Source organism: Mycobacterium senriense (assembly GCF_019668465.1).
GTDB classification, from domain to species: domain Bacteria; phylum Actinomycetota; class Actinomycetes; order Mycobacteriales; family Mycobacteriaceae; genus Mycobacterium; species Mycobacterium senriense.
In genome coordinates, this window is the sequence record NZ_AP024828.1 from 2,861,210 (window position 1) to 2,884,716 (window position 23,507).

General features: G+C 68.7%; 24 protein-coding genes, 1 pseudogene and 1 riboswitch. Of the genes and pseudogenes, 13 read left to right on the forward strand and 12 right to left on the reverse strand.

Going from position 1 to position 23,507, the window contains the following annotated elements; genetic code table 11:
• Positions 1 to 17 precede the first annotated feature (17 nt).
• Together MTY59_RS13830 and MTY59_RS13835 are read right to left on the reverse strand one after the other, a co-directional pair.
• A complete protein-coding gene (locus MTY59_RS13830; protein WP_221046134.1) occupies positions 18 to 1,667 on the reverse strand; it encodes a DNA repair helicase XPB in 1,650 nt (549 codons plus the stop codon).
• Between the two features lie 52 nt (positions 1,668 to 1,719).
• Positions 1,720 to 3,978: a helicase-associated domain-containing protein gene (locus MTY59_RS13835; protein ID WP_221046135.1), complete on the reverse strand. Its 2,259-nt coding sequence runs from the start codon at positions 3,976 to 3,978 to the stop codon at positions 1,720 to 1,722.
• A gap of 152 nt (positions 3,979 to 4,130) precedes the next feature.
• On the opposite strand from MTY59_RS13835, the gene MTY59_RS13840 reads away from it, so the two are divergent.
• The 4 genes from MTY59_RS13840 to MTY59_RS13855 are packed head-to-tail and all read left to right on the forward strand — an operon-like array spanning position 4,131 to position 5,771.
• Positions 4,131 to 4,331 carry a hypothetical protein gene (locus MTY59_RS13840; protein ID WP_221046136.1) on the forward strand — a complete coding sequence of 67 codons (201 nt, stop codon included), beginning with the start codon at positions 4,131 to 4,133 and terminating at the stop codon, positions 4,329 to 4,331.
• Positions 4,332 to 4,339: 8 nt separating this feature from the next.
• The gene (moaC, locus tag MTY59_RS13845) at positions 4,340 to 4,870 is read left to right on the forward strand and encodes a cyclic pyranopterin monophosphate synthase MoaC (protein WP_221046137.1); all 531 of its coding nucleotides are present in this window, start codon (positions 4,340 to 4,342) and stop codon (positions 4,868 to 4,870) included.
• A complete protein-coding gene (locus tag MTY59_RS13850; RefSeq protein WP_221046138.1) occupies positions 4,867 to 5,349 on the forward strand; it encodes a MogA/MoaB family molybdenum cofactor biosynthesis protein in 483 nt (160 codons plus the stop codon). Before moaC ends, MTY59_RS13850 begins: the two co-directional genes overlap by 4 nt.
• A complete protein-coding gene (locus MTY59_RS13855; RefSeq protein ID WP_221046139.1) occupies positions 5,346 to 5,771 on the forward strand; it encodes a molybdenum cofactor biosynthesis protein MoaE in 426 nt (141 codons plus the stop codon). The genes MTY59_RS13850 and MTY59_RS13855 overlap by 4 nt, the downstream gene beginning before the upstream one ends.
• A gap of 116 nt (positions 5,772 to 5,887) precedes the next feature.
• Here MTY59_RS13855 and MTY59_RS13860 read toward each other — a convergent pair whose 3' ends face one another.
• The 4 genes from MTY59_RS13860 to MTY59_RS13875 form a co-directional block, all read right to left on the reverse strand.
• A complete protein-coding gene (locus tag MTY59_RS13860) occupies positions 5,888 to 6,727 on the reverse strand; it encodes a transglycosylase family protein (protein WP_221046140.1) in 840 nt (279 codons plus the stop codon).
• A 13-nt stretch (positions 6,728 to 6,740) separates the two neighbouring features.
• A riboswitch (cyclic di-AMP (ydaO/yuaA leader) is annotated at positions 6,741 to 6,927 on the reverse strand.
• 235 nt (positions 6,928 to 7,162) lie between these two features.
• On the reverse strand, positions 7,163 to 7,453 hold the full coding sequence (locus MTY59_RS13865) for a MoaD/ThiS family protein (protein WP_221046141.1): 291 nt from the start codon (positions 7,451 to 7,453) through the stop codon (positions 7,163 to 7,165).
• Positions 7,446 to 8,528, reverse strand: a complete 1,083-nt coding sequence (moaA, locus tag MTY59_RS13870) for a GTP 3',8-cyclase MoaA (RefSeq protein WP_221046142.1) — start codon at positions 8,526 to 8,528, stop codon at positions 7,446 to 7,448. The genes MTY59_RS13865 and moaA overlap by 8 nt, the downstream gene beginning before the upstream one ends.
• Positions 8,525 to 8,932, reverse strand: a complete 408-nt coding sequence (locus tag MTY59_RS13875; RefSeq protein ID WP_221046143.1) for a YccF domain-containing protein — start codon at positions 8,930 to 8,932, stop codon at positions 8,525 to 8,527. Before MTY59_RS13875 ends, moaA begins: the two co-directional genes overlap by 4 nt.
• A gap of 164 nt (positions 8,933 to 9,096) precedes the next feature.
• Here MTY59_RS13875 and MTY59_RS13880 point away from each other — a divergent pair, with 164 nt between their 5' ends.
• The 3 genes from MTY59_RS13880 (at position 9,097) to MTY59_RS13890 (ending at position 12,570) form a co-directional block, all read left to right on the forward strand.
• Positions 9,097 to 9,504 carry a cold-shock protein gene (locus MTY59_RS13880; protein ID WP_221046144.1) on the forward strand — a complete coding sequence of 136 codons (408 nt, stop codon included), beginning with the start codon at positions 9,097 to 9,099 and terminating at the stop codon, positions 9,502 to 9,504.
• Positions 9,505 to 9,597: 93 nt separating this feature from the next.
• Positions 9,598 to 11,550, forward strand: coding sequence for an acyl-CoA dehydrogenase family protein (locus MTY59_RS13885; RefSeq protein ID WP_221046145.1), 1,953 nt, complete (start codon positions 9,598 to 9,600; stop codon positions 11,548 to 11,550).
• Between the two features lie 15 nt (positions 11,551 to 11,565).
• A complete protein-coding gene (locus MTY59_RS13890; protein WP_221046146.1) occupies positions 11,566 to 12,570 on the forward strand; it encodes a glutathione S-transferase family protein in 1,005 nt (334 codons plus the stop codon).
• A 16-nt stretch (positions 12,571 to 12,586) separates the two neighbouring features.
• On the opposite strand, the gene MTY59_RS13895 is transcribed toward MTY59_RS13890, so the two are convergent.
• Both MTY59_RS13895 and MTY59_RS13900 read right to left on the reverse strand, forming a co-directional pair.
• Positions 12,587 to 13,087 carry a DUF2771 domain-containing protein gene (locus tag MTY59_RS13895; RefSeq protein ID WP_221046147.1) on the reverse strand — a complete coding sequence of 167 codons (501 nt, stop codon included), beginning with the start codon at positions 13,085 to 13,087 and terminating at the stop codon, positions 12,587 to 12,589.
• Positions 13,084 to 14,754, reverse strand: a complete 1,671-nt coding sequence (locus MTY59_RS13900) for an MFS transporter (RefSeq protein ID WP_221046148.1) — start codon at positions 14,752 to 14,754, stop codon at positions 13,084 to 13,086. The genes MTY59_RS13895 and MTY59_RS13900 overlap by 4 nt, the downstream gene beginning before the upstream one ends.
• A gap of 142 nt (positions 14,755 to 14,896) precedes the next feature.
• Here MTY59_RS13900 and MTY59_RS13905 point away from each other — a divergent pair.
• Positions 14,897 to 15,682, forward strand: a pseudogene (locus MTY59_RS13905) (DUF3027 domain-containing protein); the annotation flags it as partial.
• 212 nt (positions 15,683 to 15,894) lie between these two features.
• On the opposite strand, the gene MTY59_RS13910 reads toward MTY59_RS13905, so the two are convergent.
• Positions 15,895 to 16,350, reverse strand: coding sequence for an SRPBCC family protein (locus tag MTY59_RS13910; RefSeq protein ID WP_221046149.1), 456 nt, complete (start codon positions 16,348 to 16,350; stop codon positions 15,895 to 15,897).
• A 20-nt stretch (positions 16,351 to 16,370) separates the two neighbouring features.
• Complete coding sequence (locus MTY59_RS13915; protein WP_221046150.1) at positions 16,371 to 16,646, reverse strand: DUF2530 domain-containing protein; 276 nt, start codon at positions 16,644 to 16,646, stop codon at positions 16,371 to 16,373.
• A gap of 203 nt (positions 16,647 to 16,849) precedes the next feature.
• On the opposite strand from MTY59_RS13915, the gene MTY59_RS13920 reads away from it, so the two are divergent.
• From MTY59_RS13920 to MTY59_RS13930, 3 genes are read left to right on the forward strand one after another with little or no spacing between them, the layout of a single operon-like run.
• A complete protein-coding gene (locus MTY59_RS13920) occupies positions 16,850 to 17,281 on the forward strand; it encodes an Rv0880 family HTH-type transcriptional regulator (protein WP_221046151.1) in 432 nt (143 codons plus the stop codon).
• Entirely contained in the window at positions 17,278 to 18,135 is an 858-nt protein-coding gene (locus tag MTY59_RS13925; RefSeq protein ID WP_221046152.1) for a TrmH family RNA methyltransferase, read from the forward strand. The genes MTY59_RS13920 and MTY59_RS13925 overlap by 4 nt, the downstream gene beginning before the upstream one ends.
• Positions 18,136 to 18,145: 10 nt before the next feature.
• A complete protein-coding gene (locus MTY59_RS13930; RefSeq protein ID WP_065056357.1) occupies positions 18,146 to 18,424 on the forward strand; it encodes a DUF2537 domain-containing protein in 279 nt (92 codons plus the stop codon).
• A gap of 78 nt (positions 18,425 to 18,502) precedes the next feature.
• Here the strand turns inward: MTY59_RS13930 and sepH are convergent, their stop codons facing one another.
• Positions 18,503 to 19,276 carry a septation protein SepH gene (sepH, locus tag MTY59_RS13935; RefSeq protein WP_065029274.1) on the reverse strand — a complete coding sequence of 258 codons (774 nt, stop codon included), beginning with the start codon at positions 19,274 to 19,276 and terminating at the stop codon, positions 18,503 to 18,505.
• A 122-nt stretch (positions 19,277 to 19,398) separates the two neighbouring features.
• Positions 19,399 to 20,517, reverse strand: coding sequence for a phosphoserine transaminase (serC, locus tag MTY59_RS13940; RefSeq protein WP_221046153.1), 1,119 nt, complete (start codon positions 20,515 to 20,517; stop codon positions 19,399 to 19,401).
• A 244-nt stretch (positions 20,518 to 20,761) separates the two neighbouring features.
• Between serC and MTY59_RS13945 the strand changes: the two genes are divergently transcribed.
• Positions 20,762 to 21,787 (forward strand): AurF N-oxygenase family protein, encoded by a 1,026-nt coding sequence (locus MTY59_RS13945; protein ID WP_221046154.1) that lies wholly within the window; start codon positions 20,762 to 20,764, stop codon positions 21,785 to 21,787.
• Between the two features lie 17 nt (positions 21,788 to 21,804).
• The gene (locus MTY59_RS13950) at positions 21,805 to 23,493 is read left to right on the forward strand and encodes an FAD-dependent oxidoreductase (protein ID WP_221046155.1); all 1,689 of its coding nucleotides are present in this window, start codon (positions 21,805 to 21,807) and stop codon (positions 23,491 to 23,493) included.
• Positions 23,494 to 23,507: the final 14 nt, after the last annotated feature.

Sequence of the window (23,507 nt, forward strand, 5' to 3'; positions counted from 1 at the left end):
ACCGCCTGAGCCCCAGGCTAAATCGCCGGCCCCAGGAGGTCGTCCGCGTCGCGGATGATGTAACCGTAGCCCTGCTCGGCCAAGAAGCGCTGCCGGTGCGCGGCGTACTCGGCGTCCAGGCTGTCGCGCGCCACCACGGAATAGAAAATGGCGCCGCCACCGTCGGACTTGGGTCGCAGCAGCCGGCCCAGCCGTTGCGCCTCCTCCTGGCGTGAGCCGAACGTTCCCGAAACCTGCACGGCCACAGAGGCTTCCGGTAGGTCGATGGAGAAGTTCGCGACCTTGGAGACCACCAGGGTGGACAGCTCGCCGCGCCGGAACGCGTCGAACAGCTCTTCGCGTTCCTTGGTCCGGGTCGACCCCTGGATCACCGGGGCGTCCAGCTCGGCGCCGAGCTCGTCGAGCTGATCGAGGTAGGCGCCGATCACCAGCGTCTGCTCACCGGGATGCTTCGCCAGGATCGATTTGACCACAGCGATTTTGGTGTGGACCGTCGAGCACAGCTTGTACCGTTCTTCGGGCTCGGAGGTGGCGTACAGCATCCGCTCGTTGTCCGTCATGGTGACCCGCACCTCGACGCACTCCGCCGGCGCGATCCACCCCTGCGCCTCGATGTCCTTCCACGGCGCGTCATAGCGTTTCGGGCCGATCAGCGAGAACACGTCACCCTCGCGGCCGTCCTCGCGGACCAGCGTGGCGGTCAGGCCCAGGCGCCGCTTGGACTGCAGATCGGCGGTCATCCGAAACACCGGTGCCGGCAACAGATGGACCTCGTCGTAGATGATCAGCCCCCAGTCCCGGCTGTCGAACAGCTCCAGGTGCCGGTACTCGCCCTTGGTGCGCCGGGTGATCATCTGATACGTCGAAATGGTGACCGGCCGGATCTCCTTGCGCTCACCGGAGTATTCGCCGATCTCCTCCTCGGTGAGCGACGTGCGCGCGATCAGCTCGCGCTTCCATTGCCGCGCCGCGACGATATTGGTGACCAGAATCAGCGTCGTCGCACCGGCTTTCGCCATGGCGGCGGCGCCCACCAGCGTCTTGCCCGCGCCGCACGGAAGCACCACCACCCCCGAGCCGCCGGACCAGAACGAGTCGGTGGCCATCTGCTGATAGTCACGCAGGTGCCAGCCGTCCTGGGCCAGGCTGATCGGATGCGCTTCGCCGTCGACGTAGCCAGCGAGATCCTCTGCGGGCCAACCGATTTTGAGCAGCATCTGCTTGACGCGGCCGCGTTCGCTGGGGTGGACGATGACGGTGTCGTCGTCGATCCGGGCGCCGAGCATCGGGGCGATCTTCTTGTTGCGCAGCACCTCTTCGAGCACCGCGCGATCCAGGCTCACCAGCGTCAGGCCGTGCGCGGGGTTCTTCACCAGTTGCAGGCGGCCGTAGCGGGCCATGGTGTCGACGATGTCGACCAGCAGCGGCTGCGGCACCGCGTAGCGCGAGAAGCTCACCAGCGCGTCGACTACCTGCTCGGCGTCATGACCGGCGGCGCGGGCGTTCCACAGCGCCAGCGGGGTGATGCGGTAGGTGTGTACGTGCTCGGGCGCGCGCTCCAGCTCGGCGAATGGCGCGATGGCGGCACGCGCCGCGCCGGCCTGGTCGTGGTCCACCTCGAGCAGCACCGTCTTATCCGACTGCACGATCAACGGTCCGTCAGACATCGTCAGCGCCACTCCTCCTCGTCTGTGTTCACGTCGGCGGGTATGCCAACCATTATCGGGCGGTGGCCGACACGACCGACGTGATGCGGTGGATGGCGAAGTCACGCAGCCGCCCGGACGCCGAATCGAAGGCGACCAGCTGACCGCCTTTGATGGTGATCGGCGACACCACTCGCTGGGTGGCCACGCCCGCCGCATCCAGATAACCGATCACCAGGGTGTCTTGTTCCTTGGCCGCGCGCTGCAACTGGGTCATGGTGACGGCGGGATCGACGCGGATATTGCCGAACGGTGCGGCAGTCACCTTGCGCAGCACCGCCACCACCGCGTTGAGGCTTTCGCTGTTGGGACGCCGAACCGGGCGATACGGGCGGCGCTGCTGCGGTGTGGCCACCCGGGCGCCGCGCGGACGCACGTCGACGATGGCGCCGGACGAATCCTCGGCCGCCGGAGCAAAGCCCGCGGCGCGCAACGCGACGAGCACCTCGCCGATGGGCGCCGGCGACACCGCGACCGTCGGCGCCAGCGCGCGCAACTGCACCTCTTCGGTCGCCGGCGCGGCCACGGCCTGCGCCAGCAGCGCGGGGTCCTCGCAACGCACGAACGACGCGGCCATGCCGATCCGCAGCTGCCCATGCCGCCGCGCGACATCGTCGATCATATAGGTAAGCCCTTGCGGCACCGGCGTTTTGGAATGCTTGGCGAACAGGGAATGCATCCAGTCGCGGGTCTTGCCGACATCGAGTGCGTGCCGAATCGACTGCTCGCTGACGCGGTACACCATCGCGGTGCCGGCCGATTCGACGGTGGCAACGACGGCGAGCTGCTCGGCCAGGTCGCGTTCCAACGGTCCCGGCACGACCACGGTCAAATCCGCTTGCACCAGGAAGTGGTCGACCGGCTTTGGCAGGGCCCGGTTCATCGCCTCGATCGCGGTCTGCGGATCCCCGTCGTCGTCGAGCAGCGCCCGCCCGGGCGTGCTGATCGCCCCGCGGCCCACCAGGCCCAGGGCATTGCTCTCGGCGAGCAGGTCCCCGACGGGTCCGGGCTGCAACCGCTTCGCCCAACGCGGACGCCGCCAGATCAGCGCCGCGGAGGCTGCCGCCGGGCTGACGCCGGCGCCGGGGGACAGCTCGGCCAGCATGCCGAGCAACAGCCGGCGATCCAGCGGTGCGGCCGTGGAGTACAGCCCGTCGGTGAGGGCGCCGTAGGGCTTGGCGTCGGGCCCGCGGCTGCCGATCAGCGCCGGGCGGCCGGGAAGGTCGAGCCAACTGCTCGCCAACAGCTGCCAGCGTTCGGCCGCCGACATGGCGGTGTAGCGGTCGGTGGCGACGGTCGGCGCCCAGTACGGCGCCTCGCCGGTGACCGGCTCGGGGTCGGGCATGCCGCTGGCGATCAATCCGGCCGCGGCCGCGACTTCGAGGATCAACCCCAGCCGCGACTCCTCGATGCCGGTCACCTTGCTCAGCCGCTTGACGTCACGAATGCCGAGCCCGCCGCTGCGCAGCTCGGAAACCGGTGCGGTGGAAAGCGTTTCAAGCAGAACGTCGACCTCGTGCAGCAAGTCGATGACGGCCCCGGCGGCCGCCGCGTCGGCGTCGTCGGCCGTGGTCGTCGACACCACCGGGTCGGGTGCGGTCAGCTGCATGGGACCGGGCTGCTCGCCGCGCAGCACTTGTCCGACGTGACGGGGCAGGATCACCGTCTCGGCGTCGATGCGCCGCAGCAACCCCATGGCCAGCAGCTGGGGCACCGGCCGGTCGGCGGGCGCACCGGGCGCGACGTCGTGGGTGCGGCCCATCGGGGAGCCCTCGAGAAGCTTCTCCAACACCTCGAGCTGCGCCTCGTTGAGGTCGTCGATCAGACCGGCGATCTCCTCGGCGCTGCGCGAGGTGTCCTCGAGGACGACCTGGCCCGGATGCCACGGCATTCCCGTCGCGGCGTCGGCAGCCACCCGCAGCGCGGCCTCGCCCCAGACCAGGGCGCGTTGCCGGAGGTCGTCCACGGCGTCGAGTACGTCGGATTCGGGGGCGCGGTCATCGATCAGCGCCAGCAGCTTCGCCGTGGGCACCGGCTCCGCGTCGGCCTGCAGCACCAGCAGCGCGTCGAGAACGGCCAGGCGCAGGAAGTCGAGGTCGTCGGTGCCGGCCTTGATCGACTGGCGGGCCTGGGCGCGCGCGGCCAGTGCGGCGATGCTGCCGGGTGGCGGCTGGGCGAGGTCCGGCCGCAATTCCAACAGTCGGATCAGCCGCTCATCGGATAACTCGGCCAGCCAAGACCCCAGCGGTATATCCGGGGTGTTGTCGGTCATTGCTGACCAGCGTAAAGCAGGCCGCGGGTACCGAGCAGAGCTCGGCGAGTGATCGCATCACCAGGCCGGTGACCATCGGCGCTGAGGGCCGCGCGTCCGCCAACCCCGGTCTTGCGCCACATGCTGTGGGGCCACCTGTAAGAATGGACCTCGTGGCTGACACTGCTGAGGGCAAAGCCCGCAAGACCAAGTATGTCGACAACGGCTGGCCGACGACGGACCCCGACGACCATGCGGTCAGTGAGCTCGTGACCGATCGCACGGGTGCGCTGTCGCCCTTCGGCGAGCTGGAGTTCCCGCTGCCCTCCACCGATCTGCCCTACGTGCACCCGGTCACCGCCGTCAATCGGTAGGCCGCCCAATGGCTAAGGCCCCTGAGGCCTCCGAAGCCTCGGCGAGCCGGGCATCGGCAGACTCCGGCTCGGGCGCCCTGTCACACCTGGACGATCACGGGGCGGCGCACATGGTCGACGTCAGCGAGAAGGCAGCCAGCAAGCGGACCGCGGTCGCTGCCGGCGTCCTGCGCACGTCGGCACAAGTGGTCGGGCTGATCTCGACCCGCGGCCTGCCGAAGGGCGATGCGCTGGCCACCGCGCGGATAGCCGGCATCCAGGCCGCGAAGCGCACCAGCGACCTCATCCCGCTTTGTCATCAACTCGCGCTCACGGGGGTCGACATCGACTTCACCGTGGGCGAGTCTGAGATCGAGATCATCGCAACGGTCCGAAGCACCGACCGCACGGGGGTGGAGATGGAAGCGCTGACGGCCGTTAGCGTCGCGGGCCTGACGCTCTACGACATGATCAAAGCGGTAGACCCGGCGGCGCGAATCGACGACATTCGAGTGCTGCGCAAAGAAGGCGGCAAAACCGGAAGGTGGGCGCGCCCATGAGTTCCCGTTCAGCCCGCATCATCATCGCCTCGACCCGCGCGTCATCGGGCGTGTACGACGACCGCTGCGGCCCGATCATCGCCGAATGGCTGACTGAGCGGGGCTTTTCGGATGTGCAGCCGGAGGTGGTCGCCGACGGGCCGCCGGTCGGTGACGCGCTGCGCACCGCGATCGACGCCGAGGTCGACGTCATCATCACCTCCGGTGGCACCGGCATCTCGCCCAGCGACAGCACACCGGACCAGACCGTGGCCGTCGTCGACTACATGGTCCCGGGGCTGGCGGAAGCGATCCGCCAGTCGGGCCTGCCCAAGGTGCCGACGTCGGTGCTGTCGCGCGGGGTGTGCGGTGTGGCCGGCCAGACGCTGATCGTCAACCTGCCGGGTTCGCCCGGAGGGGTGCGCGACGGCCTCGGCGTGCTCGCCGGTGTGCTCGACCACGCGCTCGACCAGCTCGCCGGTAAAGATCACCAGCGATGACGCTCGTCGTGCGCGCCGCCATGACCGAGCGCCCGATTTCGCTGGCCGAGCACGAAGAATTGGTGGGCCATCAGTCGGCCGGGGCGATCGTCGGGTTCGTCGGCGTGATCCGCGACCACGACGGCGGACGGCGGGTGGTGCGACTGGAGTATTCGGCGCACCCGTCGGCCGAGCAGGTCATCGCCGACGTGGTGGCCGATGTGGCCGAGCAGGCCAGCGGCGTGCGTGCCGTCGCCGCCAGCCACCGGATCGGCGCGCTGCGCATCGGAGAGGCCGCCCTGGTGGCGGCCGTCGCCGCCGACCACCGGCAGGCGGCGTTCGCCACCTGTGCGCACCTGGTGGACACCATCAAGGCGCGGCTACCGGTGTGGAAGCACCAATACTTCGCCGACGGCACCGAGGAATGGGTGGGCTCGGCCTGACGCCGTAGTCACGTCCGCCTTACATCGGCCTGCCTGACGCCGGCCACCGGAATGGTGCGCCGTGCCCGACACGCCCCGAACAGGAGGGTTTTCGGGGCGTGCGGGGGGTGTGGGGGTCAGGCGTTGGGAGACGGCTGAGCGAGAGCGTCCAGCGCGTCGTTGCCCTGAACGTCCTGTGCCCGGATGGCGTCCCACAGTTGCTGGGTGTAGCCGGCCTCGGACACATACTGCGGCATGCCGACCGGTACGAAACCGTGGAAGTCCGTGTTCACGACGGGCGGTGCGTCCGCTGGGGGTGCGGGCGGCATCGCGTCGGCCGGGTGCGGGACGTCGGCCGGAGGCGCCGGCGGCAGGTCCACGGGGGGTGCGGGCGGGGCGTCGGCCGGGGGTGCGGGCGGCAGATCCGCCGGGGGCGGCGGAGGAGCGTCCGGCGGTGCCGGCTGGTCGAACGAGGCCAGTTGCACCGGAGCTGGCGGCGGGGGCGGCGGCGGGGCGTCCGGCGGGGGCGCGTCCGCGGGTGGGGCCAGCGGCGCCGGGGCGCCGTTGATGCCGGGGGCGTCCAGGCCGGCCGGTGTGGGCACGTCGCGCTGGCTGGCACCCGACAGCGGGCCACCGCACACGGGCCAGGCGCCACGGCCTTGGCTGGCGAGCACCCGCTCGGCGACGGCGATCTGCTGTTCCTTGGTGGCGAGTTCGGCCGAGGGGGCGTATTGGCCACCGCCGTGCGACGCCCAGGTGCTCGAGCTGAACTGCACGCCGCCGTGGTAACCGTTGCCGGTGTTGATGGCCCAGTTGCCACCGGATTCGCAACGGGCTACCTGATCCCATTCACCGTCGGTGGCCGCTGCCGCCTGGCCGGCAAGGGCGATGCTCCCGCCACCAAGAACCGCACCGGTGAAGGCGATCTTGGCGACGCTGATGTTTGAACTGCTGGGCTTACGGTGACGTCCACTCATACGCGCCGGTGTATTCCTCTCTCGTCACGCGCCTGCGAGGTCAGCTGTCGGGTTCGGGTTGGAGAGGCCACCCGGCCGGCGTAGTCGTCGTGCGAGACGACGCCGGCTTCACCCCTAGGAGCCGCGAGCGGCCCCAATCCGATCACGGTGGACCGGGTGGGTCCCCCGTCTCCATCCATGTTGTTCGGTGGCCCCCGCCTATTGGATGGAGCTCGGCGCGATAGGGAGGGGAGGTCCGCCAATCGGGACGGCTGGCGAGCCTTCGGAGACGGTAACGGTTTCTGTTGGTCTCGTCACGTCTTGCGAAACCCGGCGTTTCCCTCCCGGCCATTCGCGAAAACCGCAGGAACACATAGTGTTTGCGCAGGTCAACATGCGCGATATCGGAGCGTGATCGCGCCGTTATCAATCCGTTACGTGAGATAACTCACAGTTTCAGCCGCCAGAAAAGGGCGGTAGAACATCGATCGTGTCACCGGTTTGCAACGCCGCGGTCTCGTCGCGGACGGCGATCCCGTCGCGCAGGTACGAGCATCGGGTTAGCACGGTGGCCAGGCGAGACCCCTGGGCGCCGAGCCGCTCGACCAGCTCGCCGACCGTGGTGCCGGGGCGCAGCACCACCGTTTCCGACTCGACACCCGCGGCCGCGCGGGCGGCCGCGAAGTAGCGCACCGTCACCTGGATTCCGCTGGCTTGGACAGGGGTCTGTCCCGTCGGGCTAGCCACCGATCGCGCTCATCGGACGATCGGGCTGGATGAAGTTCGGGTCGTTGATGCCGTGACCGGCGGGCTTGCCCCACATCGCGGTGCGCCACGCCGCCTCGATCGCGTCGTCGGGTGCGCCGCTGCGCAGCAGGCCGCGCAGGTCGGTCTCCTGCTCGGCGAACAGGCAGCTGCGGATCTGGCCGTCGGCCGTCAACCGGGTCCGGTCACACGCCCCGCAGAAGGCGTGCGAGACCGATGCGATGACGCCGACCTTGCCGCTCGGCGTGCCCGGGCCAGTGTCCACCAGCCACAGCTCGGCGGGGGCCGATCCGCGCGGCGCCGGGTCGGGCCGCAGCCGGAAGTGCGGGCGCAGCGCCGCCAGCACGTCGTCGGCGCTCAACGCCGCGTCCCGTCGCCATTGGTGCCCGGCATCCAGCGGCATCTGCTCGATGACGCGCAACTGGTAGCCGCGCTCCAGACAGAACCGCAACAGCCCCACCACGTCCTCGCGGCCGGTGCCGGGATCGAGCACGGCGTTCACCTTGACCGGCGTCAGGCCGGCCTCATGGGCACCGGCCAGGCCGGCCAGCACGTCGGCGAGCCGGTCGCGGCGGGTGATGGCAGCGAAATTCTTCCGGTCCACGCTGTCCAGTGAGACGTTGACCCGGTTCAGGCCGGCCGCCGCGAGTCCGGCGGCGCGCCGCGCCAGCCCGACACCGTTGGTGGTCAGCGAGATCTCGGGGCGCGGCTGCAGGTCGGCGGCCGCGGCGACCACCTCTTCGAGGTGGCGCGCCAGCAGGGGTTCGCCGCCGGTGAACCGCACGCTGGTCACCCCCAGCCGGGTGACCGCGATGCGCATCAGCCTGGCCAGCTCGTCGGCGCTGAGCAGTTGTTCGCCCGGCAGCCAGTTCAGGCCTTCCGCGGGCATGCAGTAGTTGCACCGCAGGTTGCAGCGGTCGGTCAGCGACACCCGCAGATCGGTGGCGACCCGCCCGTAGGTATCCACCAGCGGGCCGGTGGTCGGCGCGTCCGCGGGTACGGCCGGGCCGCCATCGCGGCTCGGCACCGTCGGGACGCCCAGCGTCGTCAGGGTCATGCGGCCACCGGCGGCACATAGTGAGTCGGCGAGCTGACCGGAACGATCTGCTTGCCCAGCGGCATCAATGACACCGGAATCAGTTTGAGGTTGGCCAGCGCCAGCGGAATGCCGACGATCGTCAGCGCCATCGCCGCCGCGCTGACCAGATGACCGATCGCCAGCCACACCCCGAACAGCACCACCCAGATGACGTTTCCGATCAGGGCGCCCGATCCCGCGGTCGGCTTGTCCACGATGGTGCGGCCGAACGGCCACAGCGCATAGGAGGCGATGCGCAGCGACGCGAAGCCGAACGGAATGGTGATGATGAGCAAGAAGCTGAGGATCGCTGCAGCCAAGTATCCGACGGCCATCCAAAGGCCGCCGAAGACTAACCAGATGACGTTAAGGATCAGGCGCATATCTCCTCCGCGGGTACCACCAAGCGTACCGAGTACCCGATAACGGGGGTGCTCGTTACCCGGGCATCCGAGTAGGATCAGACTCCTAATACGGCGTCCTGCGCAGGCGGGACGCTTATTGCGTTGCCTATTTCTATTGATTCTTAGACAAGCAGGTGAGACCAGTGCCGACTGGCAAGGTTAAGTGGTACGACGCTGAGAAGGGCTTCGGCTTCTTGTCGCAGGAGGACGGCGAAGACGTGTACGTCCGCTCGTCGGCGTTGCCCGCCGGGGTCGAGGGTCTTAAGGCGGGCCAGCGTGTGGAGTTCGGCATCGCCTCCGGACGGCGCGGACCGCAAGCGTTGAGCCTCAAGCTGATTGAGCCGCCGCCCAGCCTGACCAAGACCCGTCGCGAGGCGCCCGCCGAACACAAGCACAGCCCCGACGAGCTGCACGGCATGGTCGAGGACATGATCACGCTGCTGGAAAGCACCGTGCAGCCCGAATTGCGCAAGGGGCGCTACCCGGACCGCAAGACCGCCCGCCGGGTTTCCGAGGTGGTCAAGGCCGTCGCCCGGGAGCTCGACAGCTGACCCAGACAACCAGCCAATTTGCCGGCGGACGGCGTGGTGGCGAGCCGCGCACGGGGTATTCACACCTCACGGTCGTCTAGCAAGGAGGCTGCGATGGCACAGCAGGCGCAGGTCACCGAGGAACAAGCGAGGGCTCTCGCCGAGGAATCACGCGAAACCGGTTGGGATAGGCCGTCCTTCGCAAAAGAGCTGTTCCTCGGTCGTTTTCCGTTGGAGCTGATACATCCGTTTCCCAGGCCGTCCGACGCCGACGAGGCCCGCATTGGTGCGTTTCTCAACGGGCTGCGCGAATTCCTGGGCACCGTCGATGGCAGCGTCATCGAACGCGACGCGCAAATTCCCGACCAGTACGTGAAGGGTCTGGCCGACCTCGGCTGCTTCGGCATGAAAATACCGTCGGAATACGGCGGGCTGGGCATGTCGCAAGTCGCCTACAACCGCGCGCTGATGATGGTTTCCAGCGTCCATCCCAGCCTCGGCGCGCTGCTGTCCGCCCATCAGTCGATCGGCGTACCCGAACCGCTCAAACTCGCCGGGACCGAGGAGCAGAAACGGAAGTTCTTGCCGCGGTGCGCCGCTGGGGCCATATCGGCGTTTCTGCTCACCGAACCCGACGTGGGCTCCGATCCCGCCCGCCTGGCCTCGACGGCCACCCCGGTCGACGACGGACAGGCTTACGAACTCGAGGGCGTGAAGCTGTGGACCACCAACGGTGTCGTGGCCGAACTGCTGGTCATCATGGCCCGGGTGCCCCGCAGCGAAGGCCACCGCGGCGGCATCAGCGCCTTCGTCGTCGAAGCCGATTCGCCCGGAATCACAGTGGAGCGCCGCAACAAGTTCATGGGTTTGCGCGGCATCGAGAACGGCGTGACCAGGCTGCACCGCGTCCGGGTTCCCAAAGAAAACCTGATCGGCTCCGAAGGCGACGGTCTGAAGATCGCGCTGACCACACTCAACGCCGGGCGGCTGTCCATTCCGGCGAGCGCGACGGGGTCGTCGAAGTGGGCGCTCAAGATCGCGCGCGAGTGGTCCGGTGAACGGGTGCAGTGGGGCAAACCGCTGGCCGAACACGAAGCGGTGGCGGGCAAGCTCTCGTTCATCACCGCGACCAATTACGCACTTGACGCTGTACTCGAGCTGTCCGCGCAGATGGCCGACGAGGGACGCAACGACATCCGGATCGAGGCGGCGTTGGCCAAGCTGTGGTCCAGCGAGATGGCATGCCTGATCGCCGACGAGGTGATGCAGATCCGCGGTGGTCGAGGGTATGAAACCGCCGAGTCGCTGGCCGCCCGCGGCGAACGCGCCGTACCGGTCGAGCAGGCAGTGCGGGACCTGCGGATCAACCGCATCTTCGAAGGTTCCAGCGAGATCATGAGGCTGCTCATCGCCCGCGAGGCAGTCGACGCCCACCTTGCTGCCGCCGGCGATCTCGCCAAGGCTGACGCCGGTCTGCGGCAGAAGGCTGCCGCAGCGGTCGGGGCGAGTGGATTCTACGCAAAGTGGTTGCCGCAATTGGTTTTCGGCGAAGGTCAGCGGCCCCGCGCCTATCAAGAGTTCGGCGCGCTGGCGTCACACCTGCGGTTCGTCGAACGCTCCAGCCGCAAGCTGGCCCGCAACACCTTCTATGGGATGGCACGCTGGCAGGCCAAGCTGGAGCAGCGCCAGGGATTCCTCGGGCGCATCGTCGATATCGGCGCGGAATTGTTCGCGATGTCCGCGGTGTGCGTGCGCGCAGAGGCTCAGCGCGCCGCGGATCCGGCGGTCGGCCGGCAGGCTTACGAGTTGGCCGAAGTGTTCTGCGAGCAGGCGAGCCTGCGAGTACAGACGTTGTTCCGCGGGCTGTGGGACAACACCGACGTCAGCGACGTGCAACTGACCCGCAATCTCCTGCAGGGGAGTTACACCTGGCTCGAGGACGGGATCCTCGATCAGTCCGAGGGCACCGGACCGTGGATCGCGCACTGGGACGAGGGTTCCTCCACCGAGAACAACCTGGCCCGGCGGTTCTTGTCCGGCGATCGTTCGGCAACGAGCCCGAGCTGAGAGACGATGGGAGCTATGGCTTCCTATGTTGCTCCGGCAGGTGAATTCACCCGCGACACCAACTACATCACCACTCGCATCACCGCCGATGGGCGCGACGGCTATCCCGTCGAGCCCGGGCGGTATCGGCTGATCGTCGCCCGCGCCTGCCCGTGGGCGAACCGCGCCATCATCGTGCGCCGCCTGCTCGGCCTGGAAAGTGTTCTCTCCATTGGGTTTTGCGGTCCAACGCACGACGAGCGCAGTTGGACGTTCGATCTGGATCCCGGTGGTGTCGACCCGGTGCTGAAGATCCCGCGGCTGCAGGACGCCTATTTCAAGCGGTTTCCCGACTACCCCAAGGGCATCACGGTGCCCGCGATCGTCGACGTCGGCACCGGTGCGGTGGTCACCAACGACTTCGCGCAGATGACCCTGGATTTCTCGACGGAATGGTCGGCCTATCACCGCGACGGGGCGCCCGAGCTGTATCCCGAACGGCTGCGCGCGGAGATCGACGAGGTGAGCAAGCGGGTCTACACCGAGATCAACAACGGCGTGTACCGGTGCGGGTTCGCCGGTTCGCAGCAGGCCTACGAGGCGGCCTACGATCGGTTGTTCACCGCGCTGGACTGGGTGAGCGAGCGGCTGAGCACTCAGCGATTCCTGGTGGGCGACACCATCACCGAGGCCGACGTGCGGCTGTTCACCACCCTGGCCCGCTTCGACCCGGTGTATCACGGGCACTTCAAATGCAATCGCAGCAAATTGAGCGAGATGCCGGTGCTGTGGGCCTACGCGCGCGACCTGTTCCAGACCCCGGGTTTCGGTGACACCGTCGACTTCGTCCAGATCAAGCAGCACTACTACATCGTGCACGCCGACATCAATCCCACCCGGATCGTGCCCAAGGGTCCGGACCTGACCAATTGGCTATCCCCGCACGGGCGAGAGAGCTTGGGCGGCAAGCCCTTCGGGACGGGTACACCGCCCGGCCCACCGGTCGAAGGTGAACGCGTGCCCGCCGGCCACGGGGCCTGAGCGGCAAGGCCGGCCCTCAGAAGGTCAGCCGCACCGACCATTCCGCGTGCGGGACGTCGCGTAGCTCGCCCGCGGGATCGACCGCCAGCGTCAGCAACTGCACGACGATCCCGGCCAGACGCCCGCGATGCGGGTCGACCGAGGGGATGGTGACGGCGAACCGGGTGCCCGGCCGGAAAATAGTGCTGGTGGTGTTGGTGGGGTCGTCGTAAACCTGCAGTAACCGCCAGGGCGCCCGGTAGATGGCATCGGGCACCGAGAGCTGAATCGGGTAGCGCTCGCTGACCTTTAGCTCGCCCTGGTTCTGCGGGGTCTCGCAGTCTTCGAGGTTGAGCACGTTGCAGTACAGATATGGCCCCACCCGGGTCAGGTGGCCGTGCGAATACGCGCTGATCTCGGGGTGGCGCGGACCGGAGCGGCCCCCCAACAGCCAGGTCGCCACGCCGGCGCCGACGCAGAGCACAGCCACCAGGCAGGCGAGCAGCACGGCCACACCCCGCTTGCTTCCGGATTTCACTCGGCAACCACCGCCGTGGCGCCGACGCCGCGGCGCGTGCCCTCCTGCTCGACCATGATCGGCCTATTCCCTCCCAGGCCGGGAATCAGTGAATTGCCGCGGAAGCTGACCAGGGTCTGCGCCAGGCCCAGAATGAGCAGCGCGGTCACGGCGGTAAAACCGACCCACAACTCGGTGTACACCAACACCCCGAGCGCGCCGCCGAGGACCCAGGCCAACTGCAGCGTCGACTCTGAGCGTCCGAAGCCCGACGCGCGGGATTCCTCCGGTAGGTCGTTCTGCAGCGACGCGTCCAGGGACGCCTTCGCGATGGCGCTGGATCCCGACGTGACCAGGGTGGCGATCACGGCCATCATCAGGTTGCCGGCCACCGAGGCGGCCAGCGCGACCGCGCTCACCGCCACCGTGCAGCGCACCACCAGCGCGGCGGGCCGGCCCAGCTTCAGGCGCGCGCTGGTGAAGTTGCCGGCGAAATTGCCGATCCCGGCCGCGGCGCCGATCATCCCGAGCATGGCGATCTGGGCCCATCCGTTGGCCTGGTGGGCCTTGGCGACGAACGCGGGATACAGGAACAGGAAGCCCACCATGACCTTGATGGTGCAGTTACCCCACAGAGAGGTGATGATGTTGCGGCCCAACGGCTGTCGCAGTGCCCCGCTGACTTCCTTGTGCCAGCTGCGGCGCAGGGGTTCACTGTCCTGGCGGTAGCTCAGGGTGGCGGGAACCTCACCGGCGGTCACCTCGACCCAGCGCGGTATCCGCATCGACAGCATGGCGCCGGCGATCGTCACCGCGATCACCACGAACAACGCCCCGGGCAGCTTGAACAGGTGGGTGCAGGCGAATTCGACCCCACCCGCGATCGCGCCACCGACGATGGTGCCGCCCAGGAGACCGAACATGGTCAGCCTGGCGTTGACCCGCACCAGGTCGATGGTCGGCGGCATCACCCGCGGTGTCACCGCGCTGCGCAGCACGCTGAACGATTTCGAGAACACCATCATCGCGAGCGCGCACGGATAGAGCACCCAAGACGGGAAACTGCCGCTGGCGCCGTCGTAGTTCATCACCAGCAGCACGGCCAGCGCTGTGCGCAGGGCGAACGACGCGGCAAGGGCGACGCGGCGGCCGTGCTGCAGTCGATCCAGCGCCGGACCGATCAGCGGCGCGATCACCGCGAACGGCGCGATGGTGATCAACAGATACAGCGCGACCCGGCCCTTGCTCTCGCCGGTGGCCGCGGCGAAGAACAACGTGTTGGCCAGCGCGACGGCCATCGCGGCGTCCACCGCGAAATTGGCCACCACGGGCCACGTCAGCGCCGTCAGGCCGGACTTGTCGGCGCCGTCGGCCGTCGCAGCGCGCTGCACCATCCAGTACATCCGCGAACCCATCTCGCGGCTGCGCAGCGCCGCGGCGCGGGTGACCGTGATCCGCTCGCCGGAAGCCGGACCGCGCGGCGCCGCGGCGGTGTTGCGTTCGGGCTCCGGCTGGTGGCCCAGCGGGGGCAGGTAGCGATTGGCGCTCGGCATCGGCGACGGGCGGCCGGTGCGTTGATCGGACGGGCGGCCGGTGCCCCGATCGGCCCCGCCGGCGGGGTAATTGGCCGCGCCCGGATGCTGAGCGGAGGCGCCATCGCGGGACCGGCGGCCCGGCTGAGAGGCCACGCGGCCCGGATTGTTTTGCCGCCGTCCAGACACGTCCCGATTCTCCCCTATGCCGCCTGAATGCGTCTGCAGGTAACGGGGCGTGGCTCGTCAACCTAGTATTGGAACCGCAATGCAGACAGAAGACAGCGCGACCCGACCCATCGAGGAGCCGACCGTGGAGTACGCCGTGGCGACCGCGGCCGACTGGCCCGAAGGGTTGGCGACGGTGCTCACCAGCGCGGCGGACCAGGCCAGGGCCGCGGTCGTGGAGTTCAGCGGGCCGGAGATGGTCGGCGACTATCTGGGCGTCGGCTACGAAGACCCGAACACCGCCACCCACCGATTCCTGGCGCATCTGCCCGGCTACCAGGGCTGGCAGTGGGCGGTGGTCGTGGCCGCCTATCCCGGCGCCGATCACGCCACGATCAGCGAGGTGGTACTGGTGCCCGGGCCGACGGCGCTGCTGGCCCCGGAATGGGTGCCGTGGGAGGAGCGGGTGCGGCCCGGCGACTTGAGCCCCGGCGACTTGTTGGCGCCCGCCGCCGACGATCCCCGGCTGGTTCCCGGCTACACCGCCAGCGGTGATCCCCAGGTCGACGAGACCGCCGCGGAAATCGGGCTGGGCCGGCGTTGGGTGATGAGCGCCGAGGGCCGCTCGGAGGCGGCCGAGCGCTGGCGCACCGGCGATTACGGCCCCGACTCGCCGATGGCGAGATCGACCAAGCGGGTGTGCCGCGACTGCGGCTTCTTCCTGCCGCTCTCGGGATCCCTGGGCGCGTTGTTCGGCGTGTGCGGCAACGAGCTGTCGGCCGACGGGCACATCGTCGACAAGCTGTACGGCTGCGGTGCTCATTCGGACACCCCGGCCCCGGCGGGCACCGGGTCGCCGGCCTACCAGCCCTACGACGACGGCCTGCTGGACGTCAGCCAGGCACCGGTCGAGCCGTCTGCGGCCCCTGCGGAGTCGCCGGAGGCATCCGAAGCGCAGCCGGAGGTCGAGGCCGAAGCGCAGCCGGAGGCTGCAGAGCAACAGCCCGAGGCCGCGGAGCAACAGGCTGAGGCGCCGGGTGAGACGGCGCAAGCCGAGCCCATGTCCGAGGCCCCGGAGCCTGATCAACAGGCGGAGCCCGAGCAGCAGCCGCAGACCGAAACCCCGGACTAGCCGGTCTCGGCGGCGGCCTTGATGCGCGCCAGCGAGGCGTTCATCCCGTCGAGCAATTCGCGTTCGAAGTTCTCGGTCCCGCCGAACAGCGCATTCACCGACAGGTTCGAAAATGCGGTGACGCCGTTTTCGGCGTGACGACTCTCGATCAGCCGCGTGCCCTCGCCGCTGGGCTCGAGCTCATAGGTCCAGATGGTGTTGTTGGTGTCCACGCGGAACGCGAGCCTGCGGTCGGGGACGATCTCGACGACCGTGCACGTGGTCGGCCAGAACATCCGCTTGCGCCGGTTGAGGTTGAGGGTCCTGGTGCCCTGACGGACCGGGCCGAAGGGTTTCATCCACCGGCACTGCGGGCTCCACTGCGGCATTCGTCGTAGATCGGAAATCAATCCCCACACGGTGGCCACCGGGGCGTCGATGTCGACATGTGTCTGCAACAGCGGGGCTACCATCGCTCCTCCAGGTGTGCGGATTACTTGTGGTCGAGATAGTTTTCGAGCCCGGCCTGGGCGCCGCGCGCGCCGCGCCGGGCCGCGGCCAGCTGCAGCAGGAAGATGCTCGTGCCGAGCACCCCCACGCCCAGCCCGGCCAGGGCCACCGGACGCCAACCCTGCAGGGGGGGCACCAGGAACGCGGCGGCCGCCGCGGCCAGCCAGCCCAGCGCGCCGAGCGCGATGAAGGGCCACACGTGCAGCAGCGCGGCGGGCAGCGGCGGCGCGGTGCGGTCATCACCGGGTTCGGCAGGCATCGCCATTAACATAGCCCGCCGCCGGTGTTCGCGGGCGGCACACCCACTCGCCGAAACGGATGATCTCCGAACCGCCGAGCAAGGCGGGATAGGCGGGCGGGTAAGCGTTTCGAGCAAAATCCCGAAGCTTAGCGAAAAGACTCCACACCCGTCGTTCACCGGTTCGTGTCCCGGTTTCTCAGGCTTGCGTGTAACCTCGCGCCATGCCTGACAGCGATGCGCGGCTGGCCAGCGACCTGTCACTGGCTGTTATGCGGCTGGCCCGCCAACTGCGATTTCGCAACCCGTCGTCGCCCGTGTCGTTGTCCCAGCTGTCGGCGCTGGCAATGCTGACCAACGAAGGCCCGATGACACCGGGCGCCCTGGCGATCCGCGAACGGGTCCGGCCGCCGTCGATGACCCGGGTGATCGCATCGCTGGCAGAAATGGGCCTGGTGGACCGCGCGCCGCACCCGGTCGACGGCCGGCAGGTGCTCGTCTCGGTCTCCGAGTCCGGGGCCGAGCTGGTCAAGGCGAACCGTCGTGCCCGCCAGGAATGGCTGGCCAAGCGGCTGGCCACGCTGGACCGCGAACAACGTGACACCCTGCGCAACGCGGCCGATCTGATGTTGGCCCTGGTCGACGAAGGCCCGTGAGTTACCGGACCGCAGCCCTGAATGTCCAGGACGTTGCCGACCCCCACGATCCGAGGCTCGACGATTTCCGGGACCTGAACAGCGTCGACCGCCGTCCCGACCTGCCGTCCGGCAAGGGGCTGGTGATCGCCGAGGGCGTGCTGGTGGTGCAGCGCATGCTGGCGTCGCGCTTCCGCCCGCACGCCCTGTTGGGCACCGATCGCCGGCTCGCCGAGCTCGAGGATGATCTGGCCGGCAGCGCCGTGCCGTTCTACCGAGCCTCCGCCGACGTCATGGCTCAGGTGATCGGCTTCCACCTCAACCGCGGCGTGCTGGCGGCCGCCCGGCGGGTGGCCGAACCCAGCGTCGCCGACGTGATCGCCCGGGCCCGCACCGTCGCGGTGCTCGAAGGGGTCAACGACCACGAGAACCTGGGCTCGATCTTCCGCAACGCCGCGGGCCTCGGCGTCGACGCGGTGGTGTTCGGCAGCGGCTGCGCCGACCCGCTGTATCGCCGCGCGGTCCGGGTGTCGATGGGCCACGCGCTGCTGGTGCCGTATGCCCGCGCAGCCTGTTGGCCCGGCGAGCTTGAGACGTTGCGGGAGAAGGGTTTTCAACTGATGGCGATGACTCCGCAAGGCACTGCGTGCGCCTTGCCGGAGGCGATGACGACCGCGCGCGACCACCGCGTCGCGGTGCTGGTGGGCGCCGAGGGGCCGGGGCTGACGCCGGCCACCCTGCGGCGCAGCGATGTGCGGGTGCGCATCCCGATGTCGCGGGGCACCGACTCGCTCAACGTCGCGACGGCGGCGGCGTTGGCGTTCTACGAGCGCGCCCGCTCGATGACGAGGGGCGGCGATGGACAGTCAGACTAGGCTCCGGCTGATGAGAGACGAATCCGTCCCTTGGGCAACGGGTTTGACGGTGACGGCTTTCGTTGCGGTGGTCACCGCCGCCGCGATCGTGGTGCTCAGTCTGGGGCTGGTTCGGGTGCACGCGCTGCTGGCCGTGGGGCTCAACGTCGTTGCCGCCGGGGGACTGGCACCGACCTTGTGGGGGTGGCGGCGTACCCCGGTGCTGCGCTGGTTCGTGCTGGGCGCGGCGGTGGGCGTCGCGGGTGCGTGGATTGTGCTGCTGGCCCTGACGGCCGCGGGTCGCGTTTAGTGGCGATCGCGAGCGCGGCGTGGCCGGGGGAGGCGGGTCGCCAGCATCGCGTTCAGCGGCGGGTCGCCACCATCGGGACTAGCGCTGCCCGCCCGAGCGCACGCCGAGCAACACGTCTTCCCACGCGGGGATGACCGGCTTGCCCCGGCGGGTGTGCACGGGCTTCTCGTCGGGCTCCACGACCGCCTCGGGTTCCGCGACGGGCGGCTTCGCGGGCTCGTCGAAGTCGACGTGGGCGACCCGGGCCACCGGGCGCAGCGGACGTTCGAAGTTGGGGTCGATCAGCGCGCTGGCCGCGTCGTCGATGGCGGTCACGGTTCCGCCGTGGGCACCGGGGGAGAAGCAGAAATGCGCGAGGTTGTCGGAACGCCCGACCTTCCACGCGAGCTGCACCGTCCAGCGGTTGTCTTCGTTGCGCCAGGCGTCCCAGCTGAGTTTGTCGTGGCTGAGGCCCCGGGTCACCAGCGCGGCGCTGACCGTCTCCAAAAGGGTCAGCACGGCGGGACCGTCGGCCAGCATCGGATGGGCGGCGGTTGCCAGCTCGGCGGCGCGGAATCGTTCCAAGAGCACCGGGTGGGCAAAGCGGCGGATCCGCGACACCTCCGAGCCGGACGCCGCGGCGACCTGCTCGACGGAGGCGCCGGCGCGGATCTTGGCCTGAATTTCTTTGGGACTCAGCATGTTGGTGACTTCAATCTCGAGCTGCGGTTGCTCAGAGGACAGGGCTGCGTCGCGCAGCAGGGCTCGCAGCCGGTCGTCGGCCGCCAGCTTGAACTGCTCCGCGGGATCGTCACCCTCGCAGATGACATATTTGCTGTCGGCATCCAGCCCAACCACTTTGAGTTCCCGCATGGTTATCTCCTCGCAGGCTCCGTGCAGGTCAGCGACGGACCCATCACGTGCGCACTTTAGTCCAGCAACCGCCCATCACCTGTGCTGACACGCTGTGCGGTTGCGCGCCGATTGCCGGTTGGTTACAGCCGCTCGACGACCCAATCGATGCATTGGGTGAGTGCGCTGACGTCGTCGGGGTCCACCGCCGGGAACATCCCCACCCGCAACTGGTTGCGGCCGAGTTTGCGGTACGGCTCGGTGTCGACGACGCCGTTCGCCCGCAAGATCTTCGCCACGGCCCCGGCGTCGACCTCGTCGGCGAAGTCGATGGTGCCCACCACCTGCGAACGCAACTTCGGGTCGGTGACGAACGGCGTGGTGTAGGCCCGCTCCTCGGCCCAGGAGTACAGCCGGCCCGACGAGTCCGCCGTGCGCTTGACGGCCCAGTCCAGCCCGCCGTTGCCCAGGATCCAGTCGACCTGCTCGGCCATCAGCGCCAGGGTGCCGACCGCGGGGGTGTTGTAGGTCTGGTCCTTCAGGCTGTTCTCCACGGCGATGGGCAGCGACAGGAAGTCGGGCACCCAGCGGCCGGAGGCGGCGACGGACTCGACGCGGGCCAGCGCCGCCGGGCTCATGACGGCCAGCCACAGGCCGCCGTCACTGGCAAAGTTCTTCTGCGGAGAGAAGTAGTAGGCGTCGGTCTCGGCGATGTCGACCGGCAGGCCGCCCGCGCCCGAGGTCGCGTCGATGACGATCAGCGCGTCGCCGGACTCCGCGGGCCGGGCGATGGGCACGGCGACGCCGGTGGACGTCTCGTTGTGCGCCCAGGCGATGACGTCGACCGAGGGGTCGCTCTGCGGCTCGGGTGCGCTGCCGGCGTCCGCCTTGATGACGACGGGATCGCCGACGAAGGGGTTCTTGGCGACCGCGGAGGCGAACTTCGAGCTGAACTCGCCGAAGGACAGGTGCAACGACCGCTTGTCGATCAGGCCGAAGGCCGCGGCATCCCAGAACGCGGTCGCGCCGCCGTTGCCCAGAATGACCTCGTAGCCCTCCGGCAGCGAAAACAGATCGGCGAGCCCGGACCGCAGCCGGCCCACCAGGTTCTTCACCGGCGCCTGCCGGTGCGAGGTGCCGAACAGCGGGGCTGCGGTCGTGGTCAGCGCCTGCAATTGTTCGGGCCGGACCTTCGACGGGCCACACCCGAAGCGGCCGTCGCGGGGTTTGATGTCAGCGGGGATCTCGAGCTGGTCAGCCATGCTCATCAGGGTAGTGAGCCGACCTGACGGGTGGGTGCGCCGCCCGGCCGCCGGCCCCGGCCGCCGGGGCAAAAGGCCTGCTCGGGTGACCCCGTCGTTTGGCGGCGTGTGATCTGGGGCATAAAAAATCCATGACCACCGGTCAGGTCACACTGCCGGGCGGGGGTCTAGAGAATATCCGGTACCTGCGGTACTGTCTGGACATAGCACGTCCAAATGTAAACCTCGTTGGGGAGGCCTGGATATGGCTAGGACGCGATTAGTCCGGCGTTGGCGAAGCAACATGGAAGTGCGCGACGACGCCGAATACGTGAACATGCTTGCCACACTGTCCGAGGGGTCGGTGCGGCGCAACTTCAATCCGTACACCGATATCGATTGGGATTCACCAGAATTCGCTGTCACGGAAAACGATCCGCGGTGGATTCTGCCCGCGACCGACCCGCTGGGGCGGCATCCCTGGTATCAGGCGCAGTCGGACGAGCGCAAGATCAAGATCGGGATGTGGCGACAGGCCAACGTGGCCAAGGTGGGTCTGCACTTCGAATCCATCCTGATCCGAGGCCTGATGAACTACACGTTCTGGGTGCCCAACGGATCGCCGGAGTACCGGTACTGCCTGCACGAGTCCGTCGAAGAGTGCAACCACACCATGATGTTCCAGGAGATGGTCAACCGCATCGGCGCCGACGTGCCGGGCATGCCGCGGATGCTCAAGTGGCTCTCGCCGCTGGTTCCGCTGGTGGCCGGCCCGCTGCCGGTAGCGTTCTTCATCGGCGTGCTCGCCGGTGAGGAGCCCATCGACCACACGCAGAAAAACGTTCTGCGCGAGGGCAAGTCGCTGCACCCCATCATGGAACGAGTGATGGCGATCCACGTGGCCGAGGAAGCCCGCCACATCTCGTTCGCCCACGAGTTCCTGCGCAAGCGGGTGCCGGAATTGACCAAGCGGCAGCGGTTCTGGACCGCCCTGTACCTGCCGCTGACCATGAAGGCGCTGTGTCGCGCAATCGTGGTGCCGCCCAAGGCGTTCTGGCGCGAATTCGACATCCCGCGCGACGTCAAGAAGGAACTGTTCTTCCGGTCGCCGGAATCGCGAAAGTGGTTGAGCGACATGTTCGGTGACGTGCGGATGCTGGCCTACGACACCGGCCTGATGGAGACGCGCTCGGCGCGGTTGATGTGGCGGTTGTGCAAGATCAACGGCAAGCCGTCGCGGTACCGCAGCGAGCCGCAGCGCCAGCACCTTGCCGCCGTCCCGGCCGCGTAACCACTGCGAGTTCCTGTATGCCGCACGTTATTACCCAGTCGTGCTGTAACGACGGGTCCTGCGTTTTCGCGTGCCCGGTGAATTGCATTCACCCGACACCGGACGAGCCCGGCTTCGCCACCTCGGAGATGCTCCACATCGATCCGGTGGCGTGCGTGGACTGCGGTGCCTGCGTGAGCGCATGCCCCGTCGGCGCCATCGCGCCCGACACCCGGCTGGACTCAAAGCAGCTGCCCTTCATCGAGATCAACGCTTCCTTCTATCCGGAGCGGCCGAAGGGCGAGAAGCCGCCGCCGACGTCGAAGCTGGCATCAGTGATCCCGGCCGCCGAGGTGCACGCCCGTCGAAGGCCGCTGACGGTGGCCATCGTCGGGTCGGGGCCGGCGGCCATGTATGCCGCCGACGAACTGCTGACCCAGCGCGACGTGCGCGTCAACGTCTTCGAAAAGCTGCCCACGCCTTACGGTTTGGTGCGGGCCGGGGTGGCGCCGGATCACCAGAACACCAAGCGCGTCACCCGGCTGTTCGACAGGGTCGCCAGTGATCGCCGGTTCCGGTTCTATCTCAACGTCGAGGTCGGCAACCAGTTGAGCCACGCGGACCTGCTGGCTCATCACCACGCCGTGCTGTACGCCGTCGGTGCACCCGATGACCGCCGGCTGGACATCGAGGGCATGGGCCTGCCGGGGACCGGAACCGCAACCGAATTGGTCGCGTGGATCAACGGACATCCCGACTTCGCCGGTCTGCCAGTCGATCTCAGCCACGAGCGGGTCGTGATCGTCGGTAACGGCAACGTCGCCCTCGATGTTGCCCGGTTACTCACCTCCGATCCCGACGACCTGGCCCGCACGGACATCGCCGACCACGCGCTGGCGGCCTTCCGAGGCTCGGCGGTGCGCGAGGTGGTGATCGCCGCCCGGCGCGGGCCCGCCCAGTCGGCGTTCACGTTGCCCGAGCTGATCGGGCTCACCGGCAGCTCCGAGGTGGTGCTCAGCGCGGCCGACCATCAGCTGGTGGCGGCCGAGCTCGCGACCGCGTCGGACGCCCTGACCAAGCGCAAGCTGGAAATCTTGAGCACGCTCGGCGACGATTCCGCGCCGTCGCAGCGACCCAGGATCAGGCTGGCGTATCGGCTCACCCCGAAGCGGGTACTGGGGGACCAGCGCGCCACCGGCATGGAGTTCTCCGTCACCGGGACCGACGAGACGCGCCGGTTGGAAACGGGTCTGGTACTGACGTCGATCGGCTACCGCGGCAAGCCGATTCGCGACCTTCCCTATGACGAATCGTCGGCTGTCGTGCCGAACGACGGGGGCCGCGTCGTCGACCCCGCCTCCGGACGGCCGGTGCCCGGCGCATACGTCGCGGGCTGGATCAAGCGGGGCCCCAGCGGTTTCATCGGCACCAACAAATCCTGTTCGTTGCAGACCGTGCAGGCTCTGGTCGCCGACTTCAACGCAGGCAAGCTGACCGATCCGGTCGCCAAACCCGACGCGCTGCGCCGCCTGGTGTACGACCGTCAGCCCGACGCGATCGATGCTGCGGGATGGCGCGCCATCGACGCCGCCGAAATCGCACGCGGCAGCGACGCCGGCCGGCCCCGCAACAAGTTCACCGACGTGTCCGCCATGCTCGCGGCCGCGGGCGCCGCGGAGCCGGCGCCGCCGCAGCGACGCCGGCTGCTGGATCGGCTGCTCGGCTAGTCTCGCTGGCGGCG